Source organism: Pseudomonas rhodesiae, assembly GCF_013285305.1.
GTDB classification, from domain to species: domain Bacteria; phylum Pseudomonadota; class Gammaproteobacteria; order Pseudomonadales; family Pseudomonadaceae; genus Aquipseudomonas; species Aquipseudomonas rhodesiae.
This window is the reverse complement of the sequence record NZ_CP054205.1, coordinates 4215919-4238464: the sequence shown is the minus strand read 5'-3', so window position 1 is coordinate 4238464 and position 22546 is coordinate 4215919. Positions and strand designations below refer to the sequence as shown.

The window sequence follows — 22546 nt, the reverse complement described above, 5'->3', positions numbered from 1 at the left end:
GGCGTCATTTGCACCAACCAGGCTTGCGCTTGTGTACAAAAGCCTGTGTCCCCTCAATCCCTTCTGCACTGGCCACCGCCTCGGCAAACCACTGCGCCGCTTGATCCAGCAACGGCTCCAACGGCTGATCGACGCTGGCCAGCAACAAGGCTTTGGTTCGTGCATTGGCCCCCGGCGCGCACTGCAAGACCTGGCCCAGCACCTCATCCACACGCTCGGCCAGGGCCTGGGGGTCGCGCTCGACAAAATGCACCAGGCCCAAGCGTTGCGCTTGGACGCCATCGAAGCGTGCGGCGGTCAGCGCCAGCCGCCGCGCCTGGGTCAGGCCGATGCGCTTGACCACAAACGGTGCGATCTGTGCCGGCAGTACCCCCAGGCTGGTCTCCGGCAAACCGAACTGTGCCTGGTGATCGGCAATCGCAATGTCGCTTACGCAGGCCAGGCCGAACCCGCCGCCCAGCACGGCGCCTTGCAGCACCACGATCACCACGCGTGGTGTGGCTTGCACCTCTTGCAGCAAGGTGCCGAATGCGCGGTTCAGCGCCTGCAATTGATCGCCCGCACTGACCAGATCCTTCACGTCGGCCCCTGCGCAAAAGTGCCCGCCCGCGCCGCTGATCACCACGGCACGCACCTGGCTGTCGAGCTGCGCCAGCACCGTGCGCAGTTCGTTGACCATCTCCAGGCTCATGGCGTTGCGGCTCTGTGGGCGGTTGAGGGTGATGAGCAGCACACCGTTGTGGGCTTCCAGCAACAGGGTGTTCATGGCTTTTTCCCCGGCAAGGTGCCCATCAGTTTGCAGATGATGCCCAGCATGATTTCGTCGGCGCCGCCGCCAATCGACACCAAGCGCACATCGCGATACGCCCGCGCCACCGGGTTGTCCCACATAAAGCCCATGCCACCCCAGTATTGCAGGCAACTGTCGCTGACTTCGCGGCCCAGGCGCCCGGCCTTGACCTTGGCCATGGAGGCCAGCCGCGTCACGTCCTGGCCTTTGATGTACTGCTCGGTGGCCTGGTACACCAGTGCGCGCAGGCATTCGATTTCGGTGGCCAGTTCCGCCAGGCGAAAGTGGATCACCTGGTTGTCGATCAGTGCTTTGCCGAAGGTGTGGCGTTCCTTGCAGTAGGCGATGGTGCTGTCGATGCAGTACTCCAGGCCCTTGATCATATTGGCCGCGCCAAACAGGCGTTCTTCCTGGAATTGCAGCATTTGCATCATGAAGCCCGCGCCCTCCTGACCAATGCGGTTGCGTTGCGGCACGCGCACGTTGTCGAAGAACACTTGGGCCGTCTCGGAGCTGTGCATGCCGAGTTTTTCCAGGGGCGGGCTGAGGCTCACGCCGGGGGTGTTCATCGGCACCATGATCAGCGACTTGTTGATGTGCGGTCTGTCGTCGGAGGTGTTGGCCAGCAGGCAGATAAAATCGGCGCTGGGGGAGTTGGTGATCCACATTTTGCTGCCGTTGATCACGTAATCGCCGCCATCCTTGCGCGCGTGGGTCTTGAGCCCGGCCACGTCGGAACCGGCGCCGGTTTCCGAGACGCCGATGCAGCCGACCTGTTCGCCGCTGATGGCCGGGCGCAGGAATTCGTCGCGCAGCTCGTCGGAACCGAAGCGGGCGAGGGCGGGGGTGCACATATCGGTCTGCACGCCGATGGCCATGGGGATGCCGCCGCAACGGATGGTGCCGAACTCTTCAGCGGCCACAATCGAGTAGCTGTAGTCCAGGCCCATGCCGCCGAAGCGTTCCGGTTTGGAAATGCCCAGCAGGCCGAGGTCGCCGGCCTTGCGGAAAACCTCGTGGATGGGAAAACGCCCGGCTTTCTCCCATTCGTCCACATGGGGGTTGATCTCGCGGTCGACGAAGGCGCGCACGGTGCGGCGCAGTTCCTGATGTTCCTGGGTGAAGATCATTTTTATTGTTCTCCTGTTAGAAACGCGCCACACCGAAGCTGTTCGGCTGTAGCTGTCGAGCCTCGGCTTCATGGCAGATATCCAGCACAAACCCCAGCACGGTGCGGGTATCCCGTGGATCGATCAGGCCGTCATCCCACACATTGGCGCTGCCGTAGAGCGCGGTGGATTGGCTGTCGAGTTTCTGTGCGGTGACCTGCTCCAGCATGTCCAGCACCTTTGGGTCGGGCACCAGGCCGTCCTTCAACTGCTTGGCCTCGGTGACGATACGCAGCACCTTGCCCGCCTGCGCGCCCCCCATCACGGCGGTGCGGCTATTGGGCCAGGCGAAGATAAAGCGCGGGTCCAAGCCGCGACCGCACATTGCATAGTTGCCGGCGCCATAGGAACCGCCGACCACCACCGTGAGTTTAGGCACCCGTGCGTTGGCCACCGCCTGGATCATCTTCGCACCGTGCTTGATCACCCCTTGCTGCTCCGACTCGGTGCCGACCATAAAACCGGTGGTGTTGTGCAGAAACAGCAGCGCCGTGCGGCTCTGGTCGCACAGTTGGATAAACTGCGCGGCCTTGCTCGCGCCCTTGGGCGTAATCGGGCCGTTATTGCCGATCACTCCCACCGCGTGGCCGTGAATATGCAGGTGGCCGCACACCGTGTGCGGGTCGAACTCGCTTTTGAATTCGAGGAACTGCGAGCCGTCGGCCAGACGCGCGAGGATTTCGCGCACGTCGTAGGGTTTTTTGGCGTCAGCGGGGATCAAGCCGAGCAACTCGTCGATGGGGTACAGCGGCTCGGCGAAGGCACGCGACGGCGCCGGCGGCAGGTGCGCGTTCCACGGCAACAGGCTGACGATCTCACGCACGATGCGCAGGCCGTCGGCATCGTTTTCTGCCAGGTATTCGGCGGTGCCGGCTACGTGCGCGTGCATCTGGGCACCGCCTAATTCCTCGTCCGTGGCCACTTCACCGGTGGCGGCCTTGAGCAGCGGCGGCCCGGCGAGAAACAGTTTGGCCTTGCCGCGCACCACCACCACGTAATCCGACAACCCAGGCTGGTAGGCGCCGCCGGCCGTGGCCGAGCCGTGCACCACGGTGATCTGCGGCAAGCCCATGGCCGACATGCGCGCCTGGTTGGCAAAGCTGCGTGCGCCTTCAACGAAAATCTCGGCGGCGTAGTTGAGGTTGGCGCCGCCGCTCTCGGCCAGGGTCACCACCGGCAGTTTGTTCTCCATGGCGATCTGTTGCAGGCGCAGGGATTTCTTCAAGCCCGAAGGGGAAATGGTGCCGCCCTTGATCGCACTGTTATTGGCCACCACCAGCACCCGCACACCGCTGACGTAACCGATGCCGGCGATCAAGCCACCGCCGGCGGCGCTACCGTCCTTGTCATCGTGCAGCTTGTAGCCGGCCAGGCTGGCCAGTTCCAGGAACGGCGCGCCCGGGTCCAGCAACGCACTGAGGCGCTCGCGCGGCAGCAACTGGCCACGCTGCTCGAACTTGGCCTTGGCTGCTTGAGCCTTGTCGAGCAGGGCATTTTCCAGCTGGCGCAGGTGCTCGATGCTGGCGAGCAGCGCTGCGCGGTTCTGGGCGAACGCCGGGCTGTGCGGGTCGATCTGGCTGATTATTGTCGGCATGGCGTCAGTCCTGCGCCTTGAGCACATCGGGCAGATACGCGCGGTGAAAACCATTGAACGGCGCGCTCGGCACGGCCGCTTTGTGCAGTGGCCAGGCCCGGTTGCCAAGGCTGGCGGCGCCATCGATGCGCAGGGTGCTGCCGCTGATGAACGCGGCGGCGGGGCTGAGCAGGAACACAATCGCCGCGCTGACTTCCGACTCGGTGCCGATACGCTTGAGCGGCACATGTTCGCGCAAGGTGGGGATCACGGCCTTGAACGCGCCTTCGTAGGTGTCCATGCCGCTGGAGGCGATCCAACCCGGCGCCACGGCGTTAACCCGAACCCCGGCGTAGCCCCATTCGAACGCGGCAGTCTTGGTGAAGTTATCCATACCGGCGCGCGCCGCTCCTGAGTGGCCCATGCCGGGCATGCCGCCCCACATGTCGGCCAGCATGTTGACGATGGCGCCGCCGTGGGTGCTCATGCACTGGTTGAACACCTCTCGCGCCATCAAAAAACCGCCGACCAGGTTGGTCCGCAGCACGGTTTCGAAGCCTTTCTGATTGATTGACGCCAAGGGCGAGGGGTACTGGCCGCCGGCGTTGTTGACCAAGCCGTGGATTGCGCCGTGTTCTGCAATGATTTGGCCGACCAGCGCTTTGACCGCCACTTCATCGCGAATATCGCAGGCGTAGCCATGGGCGCTGCCGCCGTCTTCGGCAATTTGCGCCGCGACCGCGTGGAGTTTTTCCGGCTTGCGCCCCACCAAGATCACGCGGGCACCGAGGGCCGCCAGTTCATGGGCGGTGCAACGGCCGATGCCGCTGCCGCCACCGGTGACCACCACGGTGTGCCCCTTGAACAGCTCGGCTTTGAAGATCGAGTCGAAGGCCACGGCCAGGCTCCTGTCAGTTGAGTTGATCGGCGATGTGCTGCGGCACGGCTATGGGGATTTCCAGCAGTTGCTGGGCGAAAGCCTTGCCCTGGGGGTCGATGCGCAGGCTGGCGATGCCGCCACCGCCCAAGGCGTTTTCCAGCAGGAAATTCAGGCTGTGACTGCCGGGCAAGTACCACCGCTCGACGCGACCATGCACGGGGTCGAGCACATGGCGCATCCAGTCGACGACCACTTCTGGGGTCAGCGTTTCGGCGATCCAGGGCAGGTACTCGGGCGCGCGGGCGATCACACCGATATTGCTGTGGTTGCCCTTGTCGCCAGCGCGCGCCACCGCCAGTTTCACCAGGGCGACGCTGGCGTCGGCGCGGCCTGTGGGTTTGGGTGGGTCGATCGGTGCCGCCGGTGTCACCAGTGCCTGGGCAGTGGGCAGGGCGCAGGTATGTCGTTCGCCCTGCCAGTGGATACTCAGGTCACAGGCCGATTTGTCGATCAGAAACGAAAACAGGCGGATCAGCGGGTATACCGTCGGCCGCCCGCCGACGATGCCGGTCAGCCCCGGCGCCATGCCCGTTGCCGCTTGGGCGATCTCGCGGGCGAACAGCACCAGCGCCTGTTTGCTTGGGTGACGCACCGCCAGTTTGACCACTACTTCGCGGGTGTCATGGCGCTGCCCGTGGGGGCCGTAGGTCGCTTCGCTGCCCAGCAGTTCGATGTTCACGTCGGTGAAGGGCGCCCAGCCGCGCTGGCTGAACAACTCGGCGGTCTTGCCGATGATCGCCTGGCTGACCCGCTCGGCTTTGGCCACCGCGTCGATCCCGACGATCAGGCAACTGGCGGTGCAGCGAAAACCATCCGGGTAGGTGGCGCTGACCTTGTAGCGGTCGGTCGGGGGCAAGCCTTTGGCGCCGTGCAGGCGCACCTGGTGCTTGCCTTGTTGCTGCAATTTGACCTGGCTGAAATCGCAGATCACATCCGGCAGCACATACGCGCGCGGGTCGCCGATTTCATACAGCAGTTGTTCGGCCACACTGAGTTCGCTGATCAATCCGCCGCTACCGTCGACTTTGTTTACGGTGAACTGGCCGTCGGCGCTGACCTCAACGATGGGGAAACCGATATGTTCGTAATCGGGCACGTCGCGCCAGTCGGTGAAGTTGCCGCCGGTACACTGCGCGCCGCATTCGATGATGTGCCCGGCCAGGGCGGCCTGGGCGAGGCGGTCGTAATCGTGCCACGACCAGCCGAATTCATGCACCAGCGCCGCGCTGACCACGGCGCTGTCGACCACCCGACCGGTGATGACGATATCCGCTCCGAGGGCGAGGGCTTGGGCGATGCCCGGCGCGCCGAGGTAGGCGTTGGCCGATACGCATACCGGCGGCAGTGGCGTGCCGTCGAACATATCGGTGATGCCGTGCAGATTTTTCAGCTGGGGTTGCAGGTCATCGCCCAGCAGCACGGCGATTTTCAAGGGCACTTGGGCATGGTCGCAAGCCGCTTGCAGGGCGGCGGCGCAGGCCTGGGGGTGGATGCCGCCGGCGTTGCTGATCACCCGGATTCCCTGGCGCTGGAGATCGGCCAGCAACGGCGTGAGCACCTCGACGAAGTCCGTGGCGTAACCGGCCTTGGGATCTTTCATGCGCGCGCCGGCGAGGATCGACATCGTCACCTCCGCCAGGTAATCGAACACCAGGTAGTCCAGGGCACCGCCGTGCACCAACTGCGCGGCGGCGGTGCAGGTGTCGCCCCAAAAGGCGCTGGCGCAGCCGATACGAACCGTCTTGCTCATGAGAAATCCTTCCTCGAATGGCTGTGGCCGAGACTACCAAGCAAGCGCTTGGTTTGTAAACGCCGCTGACAAGTTTTACCCAAGCGCTTGCTTGGGTGGCTGGCACGGCCTAAATTGCCGGCCAACACGTTCTGGCAGTAGAGGAGAGAAGCATGGATGAGCAAAAAGCCTTGCAGGTAATGCGCACCATGGTCGACGGCGGCCAATTGACCGACCCCGACAGTGCCCGGGGCAAGTTGCTGCAGACGGCGGCTCACCTGTTTCGCAACAAAGGTTTCGAGCGCACCACCGTGCGCGATCTGGCCGGCGCCGTGGGCATCCAGTCCGGCAGCATCTTTCATCACTTCAAGAGCAAGGACGAGATCCTGCGGGCCGTGATGGAAGAAACCATCCACTACAACACCGCGCTGATGCGTGCTTCGCTGCAAGCGGCGAGCAGCGTGCGCGAGCGCGTGCTGGCGCTGATCCGCTGCGAATTGCAGTCGATCATGGGCGGCAGCGGCGAAGCCATGGCGGTGCTGGTGTATGAATGGCGCTCGCTGTCGGCCGAGGGGCAGGCCCAGGTGCTGGCGTTGCGTGACGTGTATGAGCAGATTTGGTTGCAGGTGTTGAATGAAGCCAAAGCGGCGGGCTACATCCGCGGCGATGTATTTATCACCCGGCGCTTTCTGACCGGCGCGCTGTCCTGGACCACCACCTGGTTCCGTGCCGAGGGCGGCAGCCTGACTCTCGAACAACTGGCGGAAGAAGCATTGCTAATGGTTCTGAAAGAGGACTGAGGCGCAAGCTATTAATTTGCCGGTAGAAAGTTGTCTCCCCAGGCAAAAACGCCTAGCTTATTGCCATCAGAGTGATGAACGGTGTGTGCCTCGATGTTATCGCCATGGCGGTTGGCTGCAGGAGTTACTTTATGGGCACTGGGCACCGCCGCGTGGCTGCCTGCTTCAGCTGCGCAATTGGTGCGCATCGGCGCGGCGCATTTTCCGCCATACACCGTGCGACCTGAGCAGGGGGCCGATACCGGGTTGCTGCCGCAGTTGGTGGAGGCGTTGAACGCCGAGCAGACCGAGTACCAGTTCGTGCTGGTGCCCACTTCGATTCCCCGGCGTTTCCGCGATTTCGACCAGGGCCGGGTCGACATGGCGATCTTCGAAAACCCCGACTGGGGCTGGCAGAAGATTCCCCATACCAGCGTCGATATGGGCTTGGAAGACGCGGAAATCTTTGTCGCTCAACGTGCGCCCGGACGCGACCAAAGCTATTTCGCTGACCTTGGCGGCAAGCGTCTGGCGGTGTTCAGCGGTTATCACTACGCCTTCGCCAACTTCGACCCCGACCCCAAGCTCATGGCCGAACGCTTCAACGCGACCTTGACCTATTCCCACGACAGCAACCTGCTGATGGTCGCCCGCGGGCGCGCCGATATTGCGCTGGTGACCCGCTCTTACCTCAGCGATTTCATGGTACGCAATGCCGACACCGCCACGCAGTTCCTGGTCTCGGAGCGTATCGACCAGATCTACCACCACTACGCGCTGCTGCGTCCCAAAGCGCCGATCACAGGCCCAGCGTTTGCCGCGCTGCTCAAACGCCTGCGCGATAACGGCGAAATGCTGAAGATTTTCGAGCCTTACCGCATCGATGTGATGCCGGTGCCTTGATCGAGGGTTTTACACCCGCCGCGCAAACGTATCGCTGTGGCTGCCCGAGACCTTGCGGCAGTGCACCAGCGCGTCGCGAATCATAAAGTTCACCAGGGTCGGCGAGACGCCCAGCTCCTTGGCGATGTCCTTTTGTGGCACGCCATGCAAGCGATACATCTCGAACGCATAGCGGGTGCGCTGGGGCAGTTGGGTCAAGGCCTCGGCGATGGTTTCCAGGGTATTGAAATTGATGTGGGAGGTTTCCGGTGAAGCACCGTGAATCACCACATTCAAGCCTTCCTCTTCCGTACCGGAGTATTTCAGTTCAAGGGCCTGCTTGCGGTAGTGATCGATCGCCAGGTTGCGCACGATCTGGAACAGGTAACTGAGCTGGGCTTTGAACGAGGAGGTGATAGTCGGCGCCGATTGCAGGCGAAAGAACGCATCCTGAACGACGTCTTCGGCCCGCGAGCGGCAGCCGGTAATGCGTGCCGCGATCTTCACCAGAATCGTTCGATTATCGACGAACGCCTGAAGAAGAGGTGAATCGCACCTGCCTGTGGTTACTGGTTCCGTCATGGAAATCACCTTGTCGCAAAAGAGGTTAGGGGAGGGCTTCCTTGCTGAGGCCTCCTACACATCGGGCAACAAATTAGGATGAATGATAATGATTGTCAAATGAGAAGACGAACTAATCTTATGCTTTTCACTTTGATGTGAAGTGCCTCACGCGCTGCCCCGGCGACTAATTATTTGCCGAGGCCGTCCGTTCTCATGGGTGACAGGTCCGTTCCCGCAGCGGCCAAGGATCAGCACCCGCAGGAGGACGAGATGGGTTTTTATCGTGCACACAGCGTGTCTCACATCGGAGCACTCCAGGGATGAGTGCAGCGACCCGATTGCGCCTGTATTGCCTGCCTTATTCCGGCGCCAGCGCCATGGTCTATGTGCGCTGGCGCCGTGCGTTGCCGGACTGGCTACAGGTCTGCCCACTGGAATTGCCCGGTCGCGGCATGCGTATGGACGAGCCCTTGCAGCGCGACATCAAGGCCCTGGCGGCGCAGCTCGCGCAGGAAATCAGCCGCGACCTGCACACCCCCTACGCCTTGTTCGGCCACAGCCTGGGTGGCCTGCTGGCGTTTGAACTGGCCCACGCGCTGAAAGCCCGTAATCTGCCGGCGCCGCTGGCGCTGTTCGTATCCGGGACTGCCGGGCCGGCCCGTCGGGACGTCAGTGAATACGCGGTTGAAAAGACTGATGAACAGCTGATCGCCCGTCTGCGCGAACTGCAGGGCACCGCCGAGGAGGCCCTGGCCAACCCCGAATTGATGCAGTTGATGCTGCCGATCCTGCGCGCCGATTTTCTGCTGTGCGGCAGTTTCAGCTATGGCGAGCGCCAGCCCCTGGGCATGCCGATCCATGTGTTCGGCGGCAAGCAGGACAGCGTGCGCGCCGACCAATTGCTCGACTGGCAATTGGAGGCCGCCAGCGGCTTTTCCCTAGACCTGTTCGACGGTCACCACTTCTTCATCGTGCAGCACGAAAGCGCGGTGCTGCGCTGTGTGCGGCGCTATGCCGAGGAACACCTGACGCGCTGGCGCAATGGCGCGCCGCGGCAACTGGCCGCTGGCTGAGCGCAGCCCATTTTTCCGATTTCCCCGTAAGCCGATTTCAGGCAGGAACCCCATGATGGACGCCTTCGAACTTCCCCGCACATTGGTCCAGTCCCTTCAACATCGCGCCGCGCACACCCCGGATCAGGTGGCGTTGCGTTTTCTCGCCGAGTCGGCCGAGCACAACGTGGTGCTCAGTTATCGCGAACTGGACCAGCGCGCCCGCACCATCGCAGCAGCGTTGCAGGCGCAGGCGAGCTTGGGCGACCGCGCGGTGTTGTTGTTCCCCAGCGGCCCGGACTACGTCGCAGCGTTCTTTGGTTGCTTGTACGCCGGGGTGATCGCGGTGCCGGCCTATCCGCCGGAGTCCACGCGTCGCCATCATCAGGAGCGCCTCCTGTCGATCATCGGCGACGCCGAGCCGCGCCTGTTGCTGACCATCGCCAGTCTGAGCGACGGCCTGGCGCAACTCCACAACGCGCCGCCGGTGCTGAGCGTCGACACCCTCGACGCGCAGCTCGCCGAGCAGTGGGTCGCGGTCGACCTGCAAGCTGACGATATTGCCTTTCTGCAATACACCTCCGGTTCCACCGCGTTGCCCAAAGGCGTGCAAGTCAGCCACGGCAACCTGGTGGCCAACGAAGTGCTGATCCGCCGTGGTTTCGGCATTGACCTCAACCCGGACGACGTGATCGTCAGCTGGCTGCCGCTGTACCACGACATGGGCTTGATCGGCGGCCTGCTGCAACCGATTTTCAGCGGCGTGCCGTGTGTGTTGATGTCGCCGGCGTACTTTCTCGGTCGGCCGTTGCGCTGGCTGGAAGCGATCAGTGAATACGGCGGCACCATCAGCGGCGGTCCGGACTTTGCCTATCGCTTGTGCAGTGAGCGGGTCAGCGAATCGGCCCTGGAGCGCCTCGACCTGAGCCGCTGGCGCGTGGCCTATTCCGGTTCCGAACCGATCCGCCTCGACACCTTGGAGCGCTTCGCCGACAAATTCGCGGTGTGCGGCTTCAGCCCCAACAACTTTTTCGCCTCCTACGGCCTGGCCGAAGCCACACTGTTTGTGGCCGGCGGCCGTCGTGGCCAGGGTATCCCGGCGCTGCGGGTGGACGACGCGGCGCTGGCCGCCAACCGCGCCGAGCCAGGGCAGGGCAGTGCGATCATGAGCTGCGGCACGGCGCAGCCGGACCACGCGGTGTTGATCGTCGACCCCCACAGCCTGAGCGAACTGGCTGACAACCACGTCGGCGAACTCTGGGCCAGCGGGCCGAGCATCGCCCACGGCTACTGGCGTAACCCCGAAGCCACCGCCAAGACCTTTGTGTCGCACGCCGGGCGTACCTGGTTGCGCACCGGTGACCTGGGCTTTCGGCGCGACGGCGAGGTGTACATCACCGGTCGCCTGAAGGACCTGTTGATCGTGCGCGGCCACAACCTCTATCCCCAGGACATCGAGCAGACCATCGAGCGCGAAGTGGAAGTGGTGCGCAAGGGCCGGGTGGCGGCGTTCGCCGTCAGTGATCAGGGCCTGGAAGGTATCGGCATCGCCGCCGAAATCAGCCGCAGCGTGCAGAAAATCCTGCCGCCCGAAGCGTTGATCAAAGCGATTCGTCAAGCGGTGGCCGAGGCCTATCAAGAAGCGCCGTGTGTGGTGGTGCTGCTCAACCCCGGCGGTTTGCCCAAGACCTCCAGCGGCAAGGTGCAGCGCGCCGCCTGCGCACTGCGCCATGCCGATGGCAGTCTCGATTGTTATGCGCAACTCCCCGATCGGCAGGTGTTGGCCGTTGAGGCGAGCTTGGAATCCGAACTGCAGCGCCAGATCGCCGCGATCTGGTGCGAGCAACTGCAGGTCGCGAGCGTGGCAGCCGACGACCACTTCTTCTTGCTCGGCGGTAACTCCATCAGCGCCACCCAGGTGATTGCGCGCCTGCGTGAAAGCCTGGGCCTGGAGCTGAACCTGCGCCTGTTGTTCGAGGCACCGACCCTGCAGGGTTTTGCCGCACAGGTCGCGCACCTGCAACAGGACGGCGGTGTGGCTCAAGGGGCCATCCGCGCCTTGTCTGCTCACGACGAACGGCCTCAGTCCCTGGCGCAGAATCGCCTGTGGATCACCTGGCAACTCGACCCCCAGAGCAGCGCGTACACCATCCCCGGCGCCCTGCGTCTGCGCGGCGAACTGGATGAAGACGCGGTGCGCGCCAGCTTCGCGCAGTTGATCCAGCGCCACGACGCCCTGCGTACGCGCTTTTACGAGCGCGACGGCCAGGCCTATCAGCGCATCGACGCCGCAGTCACGTTCGACTTGCAACTGATCGACCTCAGCGATTTACCCGCCGCCGAGCGTGAAGCCCGCGCGCAGCAGATTCGCGAGGACGAAGCGCGCACCGTGTTCGATCTGGAAAAAGGTCCGCTGCTGTGGGTAACCCTGGTGCGCCTGGACGACGAAGACCACCAGTTGCTGGTGACGCTGCACCACATCATCGCCGATGGCTGGTCGTTGTCGATCCTGCTCGACGAGTTCGCGCGCCTGTATTCGGCCGCTGTTCAAGGCCAAACCCTGACGCTGCCAGCTTTGACCGTAAGCTACGCCGACTACGGCAGTTGGCAGCGCCAATGGCTGGCCGACGGTGAGGGCTCGCGTCAACTGGCGTACTGGCAGGCGCAACTGGGCGATGAGCACCCGGTGCTGAGCCTGGCGACCGATCACCCGCGTGCGGCCCAGCACCGCCGCAGCGCATCGCGGCATAGCGTGCGCTTGAGCGCGAGTCTCAGCGAGGCGCTTCGCCAGACTGCCCAGGCCCATGAATCCACGCCGTTCATGTTGCTGCTCGCGGCCTTCCAGACCTTGCTCTACCGCTATAGCGGCCAGCGCGATATCCGTATCGGCGTGCCCAGCGCCAACCGCCCGCGCCAGGAAACCCAGGGGCTGGTGGGCTTCTTTATCAACACCTTGGTGCTACGCGCCGAGCTGGATGGGCGCCTGCCGTTCAATGAGTTGCTGGCCGCTACCCGCCAAACCGCATTGGGCGCCCAGGCCCATCAGGACCTGCCATTCGAACAACTGCTGGAAGCCTTCCCCCAGGCTCGCGAACAGGGGTTGTTCCAGGTGATGTTCAACCATCAGCAGCGGGACTTGAGCGCGCTGCGCCGCCTGCCGGGCATGCTCGCCGACGAGTTGCCATGGCACAGCCGCGAGGCCAAGTTCGACCTGCAACTGCACAGTGAAGAGGACCGCAACGGGCGCCTGAGTCTGTCGTTCGACTACGCCGACGAACTGTTCGAGGCGGCGACTATCCAGGGTCTGGCCGAGCACTTTATCCACCTACTGCACTGCGTGTGCGAACACCCGCACCTGGCCCTCAGCGACCTTGCGCTGCTGCCGCACGATGAACAGCAGGCATGGAACGCGGCGCCCTGCGCACCGGCGCAACAATGGCTGCCCGAAGCCCTCAACCAGCACACCTCGGACGCCACCGCGCTGGTGTGGGACGGCGGCAGCCTGAGCTTCGCCCAACTGCATACCCAGGCCAATCGCCTGGCCCATTACCTGCGCGACAAAGGCGTCGGCCCGGACGTGTGCGTGGCCATCGCCGCCGAGCGTTCGCCGCAGTTGCTGATCGGCCTGCTGGCGATCATCAAGGCCGGCGGCGCCTACGTGCCACTGGACCCGGACTACCCGGCCGAGCGCCTGGCCTACATGCTCAAGGACAGCGGCGTGCACCTGCTGCTGACCCAGACCGCACTGCTCGATCGCGTGCCGAGCGCCGAGGGCGTGTGCGTGATCGCGATGGACAGCCTGCACCTGGACAGCTGGCCGACCCAGCCGCCGGGCCTGCACCTGCACGGCGACAACCTCGCTTACGTGATCTACACCTCCGGCTCCACCGGCCAGCCCAAAGGCGTGGGCAACACCCACGGGGCTCTGGCCGAGCGCTTGCAATGGATGCAGGCCACCTATCGGCTCGACGCCAGCGATGTGCTGATGCAGAAGGCGCCGATCAGTTTTGACGTGTCGGTATGGGAGTGCTTCTGGCCGTTGATCAGCGGCTGCCGCCTGGTACTGGCCGGGCCCGGCGAACACCGTGACCCCCACCGCATCGCACAGTTGGTGCAGACCTACGGCGTGACCACGCTGCACTTTGTGCCGCCGCTGTTGCAGCTGTTTATCGACGAGCCGCTGGCCGCCGAATGCACCAGCCTGCGCCGCCTGTTTTCCGGTGGCGAAGCCTTGCCCGCCGAGCTGCGTAATCGCGTGTTGGCGCAGTTGCCGGCGGTGCAGTTGCACAACCGCTATGGGCCGACCGAAACCGCGATCAACGTCACCCATTGGCACTGCCAGGCCGAGGACGGCGAGCGCTCGCCGATTGGTCGGCCGCTGGGTAATGTGATCTGCCGCGTGCTCGACGAGCACCTCAACCCACTGCCCGCCGGAGTGCCGGGTGAGTTGTGCATCGCCGGCATCGGCCTGGCGCGCGGTTACCTGGGGCGTGCCGGGCTGACCGCCGAACGTTTCGTTGCCGACCCGCTGGGCGAAGCCGGCACGCGCCTGTATCGCACCGGCGACCGCGTGCGTTGGAGCCGCGACGGTGTGCTGGAATACCTCGGCCGCCTCGACCAGCAGGTCAAGCTGCGCGGGTTCCGCGTGGAGCCGGAAGAAATCGAAGCGCGCCTGCTGGCCCTGGACGGTGTCGCCCAAGCCGTGGTGTTGGTACGCGACGGGCAATTGATCGGTTACTACACCGCGCACACCCCGTTGGATGAACGCGACGTCAAAGCCGCCCTGGCCGCCGAGCTGCCGGAGTACATGGTGCCCGCGCAGGTGATACGCCTGGATGCCATGCCCCTGAGCCCCAGCGGCAAACTCGACCGTCGCGCGTTGCCTGAGCCGGTGTGGCACACCCGCGAACATGTGGAGCCCGCGACGCCGTTGCAGCAGCAGATCGCAGCGATCTGGCGCGAGGTGCTCGGGGTGCCGCAGGTGGGCCTGCGCGATGATTTCTTCGCCCTCGGCGGCCACTCCCTGCTGGCTACCCAGATCGTCTCCCGCACTCGCCAAGCCTGCGATGTCGAGCTGCCGTTGCGCACCCTGTTCGACGCCAGCGAGCTTGAAGCATTTGCCACACAGGTCGCGCTGATCCAGGCGGCCGGTCAGCGCAATCAGCACACCGCCATCGCCAGGGTCGACCGTCGCCAGCCGGTGCCGCTGTCCTATTCCCAGCAGCGCATGTGGTTCCTCTGGCAGATGGAACCGGACAGCCCGGCCTACAACGTCGGCGGTATGGCGCGCTTGCGCGGGGTGCTGGATGTGGGGCGTTTCGAAGCCGCATTGCAGGCCTTGATCATGCGTCACGAAACCCTGCGCACCACGTTCCCCAGCGTCGACGGCGTGGCTTGTCAGCGGGTCGCGGCGCAGACCGGCGTGCGCATGGACTGGCAGGACCTGTCCGCCCTCGATGCTGCCGAGCGCCAGCAGCGCCTGCAGCAGTTGGCCGATCACGAAGCCCATACGCCGTTCAACCTGGAAACCGGGCCGTTGCTGCGTGCGTGCCTGGTCAAGGCCGGCGAGCAGGAGCATTACCTGGTGCTGACCTTGCACCACATCGTCACCGAAGGCTGGGCCATGGACATTTTTGCCCGTGAACTCAGTGCGCTGTACGAAGCGTTTATCGACGAGCGCGAGTCGCCGCTGGCACCGCTGCCGGTGCAGTACCTGGACTACAGCGTGTGGCAACGCCAATGGCTGGAGAGCGGCGAGGGTCAGCGCCAATTGGATTATTGGACCGCGCAACTGGGCAGCGAACACCCCTTGCTGGAACTGCCCGCCGACCGTCCGCGGCCGCCGGTGCAAAGCCATCGGGGCGAGCTGTATCGCTTCGACCTCAGCGACGAACTGGCCGCGCGGGTGCGGGCGTTCAATGCCGAGCGCGGCTTGACGCTGTTCATGACCATGACCGCGACCCTGGCGGTGCTGCTCTACCGCTACAGCGGCCAGACCGACCTGCGCATCGGCGCCCCCGTGGCCAACCGCATCCGCCCGGAAAGCGAGGGGCTGATCGGCGCGTTCCTCAACACCCAGGTGCTGCGTTGCCAGCTCGATGGGCAGATGAATGTCCACGAATTGTTCGAGCACGTTCGTCACACTGTGATCGAAGGCCAGTCCCATCAGGACCTGCCGTTCGACCACTTGGTCGAAGCCTTGCAACCGCCGCGCAGTGCAGCGTACAACCCGCTGTTCCAGGTGATGTGCAACGTGCAGCGTTGGGAATTCCAACAGCGCCGCCAACTGGCCGGCATGACCGTCGAGTACCTGGCCAACGATGCGCGCGCCACCAAGTTCGACCTCAACCTGGAAGTCACCGACCTCGACCATCGCCTGGGTTGCTGCCTGACCTACAGCACCGATCTGTTCGACGAACCGCGCATCGCGCGCATGGCCGAGCATTGGCGCAACCTGCTCGAAGCACTGATCGCCGACCCGCACCAGCGCTTGAGCGAATTGCCGTTGCTGAGCGCCGCTGAACAACGCCAGTTACAGCGCAGCCTGGGCGCCGAGCCCGGTGTGCATCGCCTGGATCAATGCCTGCATCCGCTGTTCAGCCAACAGGCACGACAACGTGGCGACGCCCCGGCGCTGACCTTTGCCGGTGAAACCCTCAGCTACCGCGAGCTGGAAGCGCGCGCCAACCGCCTGGCCTGGATGCTGCGCGAGCGTGGCGTGGGCCCCCAAGTGCGGGTCGGCCTGGCACTGCCCCGGTCCTTGGAGATGGTGGTTGGCCTGCTGGCGATCCTCAAGGCCGGCGGCGCCTATGTGCCGCTGGACCCGGAATACCCCCTCGATCGCCTGCACTACATGATCGACGACAGCGGCATCGGCCTGCTGCTCAGCGATGCGGCGATGTTCGAAGCCCTCGGCGAACTGCCGGCCACGGTAGCCTGCTGGTGCCTGGAGGATGACCTGCCGGTGCTGGGCCATTACCCGGCCGAGGCGCCGCCGTGCATCAACCTGGCGCAGCATCAGGCTTATCTGATCTACACCTCCGGCTCCACCGGCAAGCCCAAAGGCGTGGTGGTGTCCCACGGTGAAATCGCCATGCACTGCCAGGCGGTGATCGAGCGTTTCGGCATGCGCGCCGACGATTGCGAATTGCACTTCTATTCGATCAACTTCGACGCCGCCACCGAGCGTTTGCTGGTGCCGTTGCTCAGCGGCGCACACGTGGTGCTGCGGGCTGAGGGGCAATGGGATGCCGAGCAGATCTGCGGGTTGATACGCGACCATGGCGTCACGGTGCTGGGCTTTACCCCGAGCTACGGCAGCCAGTTGGCGCAATGGCTTGCGACCCAGCGGCAGACATTGCCGGTGCGCATGTGCATCACTGGCGGCGAAGCCCTGACCGGCGAACACTTGCAGCGCATCCGTGGGGCGTTCCAGCCCGCGCTGTTTTTCAACGCCTACGGCCCCACCGAAACCGTGGTGATGCCCCTGGCCAGCCTGGCGCCGCCGCAGTGGGAGGAGGGCGCTGGCAGCGTGCCGATCGGCAGCATTGTCGGTGAGCGCGTGGCGTACATTCTGGATGCCGATCTGGCCCTGGTGCCCCAGGGCGCGAGCGGCGAGTTGTACATTGGCGGGGCCGGTCTGGCCCAGGGTTACCATCAACGTCCGGGCATGACCGCCGAGCGCTTTGTGGCCGACCCGTTTGCCGCCGATGGCGGGCGTCTGTACCGCACCGGTGACCTGGTGCGCCAGCGCGCCGATGGCCTGGTGGAGTACCTGGGGCGAATCGACCATCAGGTGAAGATTCGCGGTTTCCGCATCGAGCTGGGGGAAATCGAAACCCGTCTGTTGGAACACAGCCAGGTGCGCGAAGCGGTGGTGCTGGCGCTGGATGCGCCGAGCGGCAAACAACTGGTGGCGTACCTGGTCAGCGACGCCGAGCACGGCCCTCTGCGCGAGGCCCTCAAAGCCCACCTCAAGGCGCAACTGCCGGACTACATGGTGCCCGCGCATCTGATCGTGCTCGACAGCATGCCGCTGACTGCCAACGGCAAGCTCGACCGCCGTGCGTTACCGCAACCCGACCCGGAGGCCAACCGCCAACATTACGTGGCGCCAGGCAACGCCCTTGAAAGCAGCCTGGCCGCGATCTGGTGCGCCGTGTTGAATGTGCAGCAAGTGGGCCTGGACGATAACTTCTTTGAACTGGGCGGCGATTCGATCCTGTCGATCCAAGTGGTGAGCCGCGCACGCCAGGCCGGGATTCATTTCAGCCCGCGTGACCTGTTCCAGCACCAGACCGTGAGGGCCTTGGCCGCCGTGGCCACGCGCACCGAGCACATTCGCGCCGAGCAAGGCGTGCTCACCGGTCGTTCGGGGCTGACGCCGATCCAACAGTGGTTCTTCGAAACGCCGATGCCCAACCGTCAGCACTGGAACCAGGCGCTGCTGCTCAAGCCGCTGCAACTGCTCGACCCGCACCGTCTGGAGCAAGCGCTGCTGGCGGTTCTGGAACAGCACGATGCGCTGCGCCTGAGTTTTACCCGGCGCGACGCCCAGTGGCACGCCGAACACCTGGGCGTGCCCCGCGGCGGTGTGCTGATGCAGGCCCAGGTACGCGACATGGCGCAGTGCACCGCGCTGTTCAACGACACCCAGCGCAGCCTCGACCTGCAACACGGCCCGCTGCTGCGCGCGCTGCTGGTGGACGGGCCCGAGGGCCAGCAACGCCTGCTGATCGCGATCCATCACCTGGTGGTGGACGGCGTGTCGTGGCGTGTGCTGCTCGAAGATTTGCAAACGGTGTACCGCCAGTTGAGCGCCGGCCAGTCGGTCAGCCTGCCGGCCAAGACCAGCGCGCTGCGTGACTGGGCCGCGCGCCTGCAGGCGTATGCCGGCAGCGAATCCCTGCGCGAAGAACTGGCCGTATGGCAAGCGCAGTTGGCCGGGCCTGACGTGGCGTTGCCGGTGGACCGTGCCCATGGCGCGCTGCGCAATCGCGATGCCGACAGCGTCAGCGTGCGCCTGGACGCCGAGCGCACCCGCCAGTTGCTGCAACAGGCGCCCAGCGCATACCGCACCCAGGTCAATGACCTGCTGCTGACCGCCCTGGCCCGCGTACTGTGCCGCTGGAGCGGCCACGCCTCGGCGTTGATCCAATTGGAAGGCCACGGCCGCGAACCGCTGTTCGACGATATCGACCTGACCCGTAGCGTCGGCTGGTTCACCAGCGCGTACCCGCTGCGCCTCACGCCCCAAGACGGGCAGGGCGATTCGATCAAGGCGATCAAGGAACAGCTGCGCGCGGTGCCCCACAAGGGCCTGGGCTATGGCGTGCTGCGCTACCTGGCGGACGCCGGTTGCAAGCAGCAGATGGCGGCGCTGCCGAGCGCCGAAATCACCTTCAATTACCTTGGCCAGTTCGACCAGAGCTTCGGCGCCGATGCGCTGTTCCATCCGCTGGATGAGCCGGCCGGCCAGGCCCATGACCCGGACGCGCCGCTGCCCAATGCTTTGAGCGTGGACAGCCAGGTCTACGGCGGTCAATTGCTGCTGCGCTGGACCTTCAGCCGCGAACGCTATGATGCGCGCACCATCGGCGCATTGGCCGAGGCTTACCTGGCCGAGTTGCACAGCCTGATCGAACACTGCCTCAGCGACCAGGCCGGTGGCCTGACACCGTCGGACTTCCCTCTGGCGCGCCTGACCCAGGCACAACTGGACAGCCTGCCGGTGCCCGCCCATGTGATCGAAGATGTCTACCCGCTGACCCCGATGCAGGAAGGTCTGCTGCTGCACACCTTGTTGGAACCGGGTACCGGCCTGTACTACATGCAGGACCGCTACCGCATCAACAGCGAGCTGGACCCCGAGCGTTTCGCCCAGGCCTGGCAAGCGGTGATCGCCCGTCACGAAGCCTTGCGCGCGTCGTTCTGCTGGAACGTCGGCGAAGACATGCTGCAAGTGATTCACGCACCGGGTAGCACCCCCATCGAGTACTTGGACTGGCGTCACGCGCCGGAGGCCGAGCATGAGCCGCGCCTGCAAGCGCTGCTCAAGGCCGAGCGCGAGGCCGGTTTCGATCTGCTCAACCAGGCTCCGTTCCACCTGCGGCTGATTCGCGTGGGCGAGGCGCGCTACTGGTTCATGATGAGCAACCACCACATCCTGATCGATGCCTGGTGCCGTTCGTTGCTGATGAACGACTTCTTCGAAATCTACCTGGCGCTGGGTGAAGGCCGCGACGCGCAGCTGGCCACGCCGCCGCGCTATCGCGACTACATCGCCTGGCTGCAACGCCGCAACCTGAGCGAAGCGCGCCAGTGGTGGCAACAGAACCTGAAAGGCTTCGAACGCACCACGCCGATCCCCAGCGACCGCCCATTCCTGCGCGAACACGCCGGCCACAGCGGCGGCATGGTGGTGGGCGACTGCTACACCCGCCTCGATGCGCACGACGGCGCACAGCTGCGTGAATTGGCCCAGGCCCATCAACTGACCGTCAACACTTTCGCCCAGGCGGCCTGGGCGCTGGTGCTGCGTCGGGTGAGCGGAGACCGTGACGTGGTTTTTGGCGTGACCGTGGCCGGTCGTCCGGTGGACATGCCCGAGATGCAACACACGGTCGGTCTGTTTATCAACAGCATCGCCCTGCGGGTGCAACTGCCCGAGGACGGCCAGCCCTGCAGCGTGCGGCAGTGGTTGAACGGCCTGCTCGACAGCAATATGCAATTGCGCGAGTACGAATACCTGCCGCTGGTGACCATCCAGGAACACAGCGAACTGCCCAAGGGCCAGCCGTTGTTCGACAGCCTGTTCGTGTTCGAAAACGCCCCGGTGGACACCACGGTGCTGGACCGCGCCCACAGCCTGAACGCCACCTCGGATTCCGGTCGCACCCACACCAATTTCCCGCTGACGGCCGTGTGCTATCCGGGCGACGACCTGGGCTTGCACCTGTCCTACGACCAACGCTATTTCGACGAAAGCACCGTGCAAGGCTTGCTCGCCGAGTTCAAACGCCTGCTGCTGGCGCTGGTGCAGGGCTTCCATGGCGACATGGCCGACTTGCCGCTGATGGGCGAACAGGAGCGCGATTTCCTGGTGCACGGCTGCAACCAGAGCGAACACGCCTACCCGCTGGAGCGCAGCTATGTGGAGCTGTTCGAAGCCCAGGTAGCCGCGCATCCACAGCGTATCGCCGCCAGTTGCCTGGACCGGCATTGGAGTTACGAGGAACTGAATCGCCGCAGCAATGGCCTGGGGCACGCACTCATCGCGGCGGGTGTCGGCCTGGATCAACCGGTGGCGTTGCTGGCCGAGCGCGACTTGGAACTGCTGGGCATGATCATCGGCAGCTTCAAGGCCGGGGCCGGCTACTTGCCCCTGGACCCGGGCTTGCCGAGCCAGCGTCTGCGCCGCCTTATCGAGCTGAGCCGTACGCCGCTGCTGGTGTGCAGCGAGGCGTGTCGCGAACAGGCCATCGCGTTGTTGGACGGTATCGACTGCCAGTTGCTGGTATGGGACGAAGTGCCGGCCCGTGGTGAGAACCCGGGTGTCTACAGTGGCCCCGACAACCTCGCCTATGTGATCTACACCTCCGGCTCCACCGGCCTGCCCAAAGGCGTGATGGTGCAACAGCGCGGCATGCTTAATAACCAGTTGAGCAAAGTGCCGTACCTGGACCTGACCGCAGCGGATGTGATCGCGCAAACCGCCTCCCAGAGTTTCGATATTTCCGTGTGGCAATTCCTCGCCGCGCCGTTGTTTGGCGCGCGGGTGGATATCGTGCCGAACAGCATCGCCCACGACCCGCAAGGTTTGCTGGCCCATGTGCAGGCCCAGGGCATCAGCGTGCTGGAGAGCGTGCCGTCGCTGATTCAGGGCATGCTCGCCCAGGAGCGCCTGCACCTGGACGGCCTGCGCTGGATGCTGCCGACCGGCGAGGCGATGCCGCCTGAACTGGCGCACCAGTGGCTGCAACGCTACCCCGAGATCGGCCTGGTGAATGCGTACGGCCCGGCGGAATGTTCCGATGACGTGGCGTTCTTCCGCGTCGACCTGGCTTCGACCCGTGGCACTTATCTGCCGATTGGCACACCCACCGACAACAACCGCCTGTACCTGCTCGATGGCGCACTGGAGTTGGTGCCCCAAGGCGCCGTCGGCGAGTTGTGCGTGGCGGGCACCGGGGTCGGGCGCGGCTATGTTGGCGACCCGTTGCGTACTGCGCCGGTCTTCGTGCCCGACCCGTTCGGCGCGCCGGGCGAACGCCTGTACCGCACCGGCGACCTGGCGCGGCGGCGCAGCGATGGGGTGTTGGAATATGTCGGTCGGATCGACCATCAGGTGAAGATTCGCGGCTACCGGATCGAGTTGGGGGAAATCGAAGCGCGTCTGCACGAACAAGCCGACCTGCGCGACGCCGCCGTCGGCGTGCAGGACGGCGTCAACGGCAAGCACTTGGTGGGCTACCTGGTGGCGGCCGATGGCGCGCTCAACCCCAGCGAGCGCCTGGACCGTATCAAACAGCGCCTGCGCGCCGAACTGCCGGAGTACATGGTGCCGCTGCATTGGCTATGGCTTGAACGCCTGCCGCTCAACGCCAACGGCAAACTCGACCGCAACGCCCTACCGGCCCTGGAGATCGGCCAGTTGCACCGCCAGGATTACCTGGCGCCACGCAACGAACTGGAAACCACCCTGGCCGTCATCTGGGCCGAAGTGCTCAAAGTCGAGCGGGTCGGTGTGCAGGACAACTTCTTCGAGCTGGGCGGGCATTCGCTGCTGGCCACACAGATTGCGTCGCGCGTGCAGAAAACCCTGCAACGGGACGTACCGCTGCGGGCGATGTTCGAGTGCAGCAGCGTGGCGGAACTGGCCGAGTACATCGACGGGTTGGCGGGCAGTGAGATCAGCGTGGAGAAGGTGGATCGTTTGAGTGATTTGATGGCGGAGTTGGAAGGGCTCTGATCTGCGATGGTCATAACACTTACTCAAGTCCTGAAGGCCGACACATAACTCTGTGGTATGAGCAGGCTTGCCCTGCGCCGGGCTGCGAAGCAGCCCAC

10 protein-coding genes are annotated in these 22546 nt (G+C 64.6%); 4 read left to right on the top strand and 6 right to left on the bottom strand.

The annotated features are described in order from the left end of the window. Window positions 1-4: 4 nt before the first annotated feature. The 5 genes from HRH33_RS19065 to HRH33_RS19045 are packed head-to-tail and all read right to left on the bottom strand — an operon-like array spanning window position 5 to window position 6222. Window positions 5-766 (bottom strand): enoyl-CoA hydratase/isomerase family protein, encoded by a 762-nt coding sequence (locus HRH33_RS19065; protein WP_094064924.1) that lies wholly within the window; start codon window positions 764-766, stop codon window positions 5-7. Then, the gene (atuD, locus tag HRH33_RS19060) at window positions 763-1920 is read right to left on the bottom strand and encodes a citronellyl-CoA dehydrogenase (protein ID WP_167416923.1); all 1158 of its coding nucleotides are present in this window, start codon (window positions 1918-1920) and stop codon (window positions 763-765) included. The genes HRH33_RS19065 and atuD overlap by 4 nt, the downstream gene beginning before the upstream one ends. Window positions 1921-1936: 16 nt before the next feature. Beyond that, window positions 1937-3553 (bottom strand): acyl-CoA carboxylase subunit beta, encoded by a 1617-nt coding sequence (locus HRH33_RS19055; RefSeq protein WP_167416924.1) that lies wholly within the window; start codon window positions 3551-3553, stop codon window positions 1937-1939. A gap of 4 nt (window positions 3554-3557) precedes the next feature. Beyond that, the gene (locus HRH33_RS19050; RefSeq protein WP_094064921.1) at window positions 3558-4430 is read right to left on the bottom strand and encodes an SDR family oxidoreductase; all 873 of its coding nucleotides are present in this window, start codon (window positions 4428-4430) and stop codon (window positions 3558-3560) included. A 13-nt stretch (window positions 4431-4443) separates the two neighbouring features. Next, complete coding sequence (locus HRH33_RS19045; RefSeq protein WP_167416925.1) at window positions 4444-6222, bottom strand: acyclic terpene utilization AtuA family protein; 1779 nt, start codon at window positions 6220-6222, stop codon at window positions 4444-4446. A 152-nt stretch (window positions 6223-6374) separates the two neighbouring features. On the opposite strand from HRH33_RS19045, the gene HRH33_RS19040 reads away from it, so the two are divergent. After that, the gene (locus tag HRH33_RS19040; RefSeq protein WP_034099426.1) at window positions 6375-7001 is read left to right on the top strand and encodes a TetR/AcrR family transcriptional regulator; all 627 of its coding nucleotides are present in this window, start codon (window positions 6375-6377) and stop codon (window positions 6999-7001) included. A gap of 93 nt (window positions 7002-7094) precedes the next feature. Beyond that, entirely contained in the window at window positions 7095-7883 is a 789-nt protein-coding gene (locus tag HRH33_RS19035; protein WP_094064919.1) for a substrate-binding periplasmic protein, read from the top strand. 9 nt (window positions 7884-7892) lie between these two features. Here the strand turns inward: HRH33_RS19035 and HRH33_RS19030 are convergent, their stop codons facing one another. Beyond that, entirely contained in the window at window positions 7893-8444 is a 552-nt protein-coding gene (locus tag HRH33_RS19030) for an RNA polymerase factor sigma-70 (RefSeq protein ID WP_034138813.1), read from the bottom strand. A 302-nt stretch (window positions 8445-8746) separates the two neighbouring features. Here HRH33_RS19030 and HRH33_RS19025 point away from each other — a divergent pair, with 302 nt between their 5' ends. Further along, entirely contained in the window at window positions 8747-9499 is a 753-nt protein-coding gene (locus HRH33_RS19025) for a thioesterase II family protein (RefSeq protein WP_167416926.1), read from the top strand. 52 nt (window positions 9500-9551) lie between these two features. Beyond that, window positions 9552-22448, top strand: a complete 12897-nt coding sequence (locus HRH33_RS19020) for a non-ribosomal peptide synthetase (RefSeq protein ID WP_167416927.1) — start codon at window positions 9552-9554, stop codon at window positions 22446-22448. The last annotated feature ends 98 nt before the right edge of the window (window positions 22449-22546 follow it).

Bases quoted from the DNA above. Each gene is read 5' to 3' on its own strand.
- HRH33_RS19065 (WP_094064924.1), bottom strand. From the start codon at position 766: ATGAACACCCTGTTGCTGGAAGCCCACAACGGTGTGCTGCTCATCACC.
- atuD (WP_167416923.1), bottom strand. From the start codon at position 1,920: ATGATCTTCACCCAGGAACATCAGGAACTGCGCCGCACCGTGCGCGCC.
- HRH33_RS19055 (WP_167416924.1), bottom strand. From the start codon at position 3,553: ATGCCGACAATAATCAGCCAGATCGACCCGCACAGCCCGGCGTTCGCC.
- HRH33_RS19045 (WP_167416925.1), bottom strand. From the start codon at position 6,222: ATGAGCAAGACGGTTCGTATCGGCTGCGCCAGCGCCTTTTGGGGCGAC.
- HRH33_RS19040 (WP_034099426.1), top strand. From the start codon at position 6,375: ATGGATGAGCAAAAAGCCTTGCAGGTAATGCGCACCATGGTCGACGGC.
- HRH33_RS19035 (WP_094064919.1), top strand. From the start codon at position 7,095: ATGTTATCGCCATGGCGGTTGGCTGCAGGAGTTACTTTATGGGCACTG.
- HRH33_RS19030 (WP_034138813.1), bottom strand. From the start codon at position 8,444: ATGACGGAACCAGTAACCACAGGCAGGTGCGATTCACCTCTTCTTCAG.
- HRH33_RS19025 (WP_167416926.1), top strand. From the start codon at position 8,747: ATGAGTGCAGCGACCCGATTGCGCCTGTATTGCCTGCCTTATTCCGGC.
- HRH33_RS19020 (WP_167416927.1), top strand. From the start codon at position 9,552: ATGATGGACGCCTTCGAACTTCCCCGCACATTGGTCCAGTCCCTTCAA.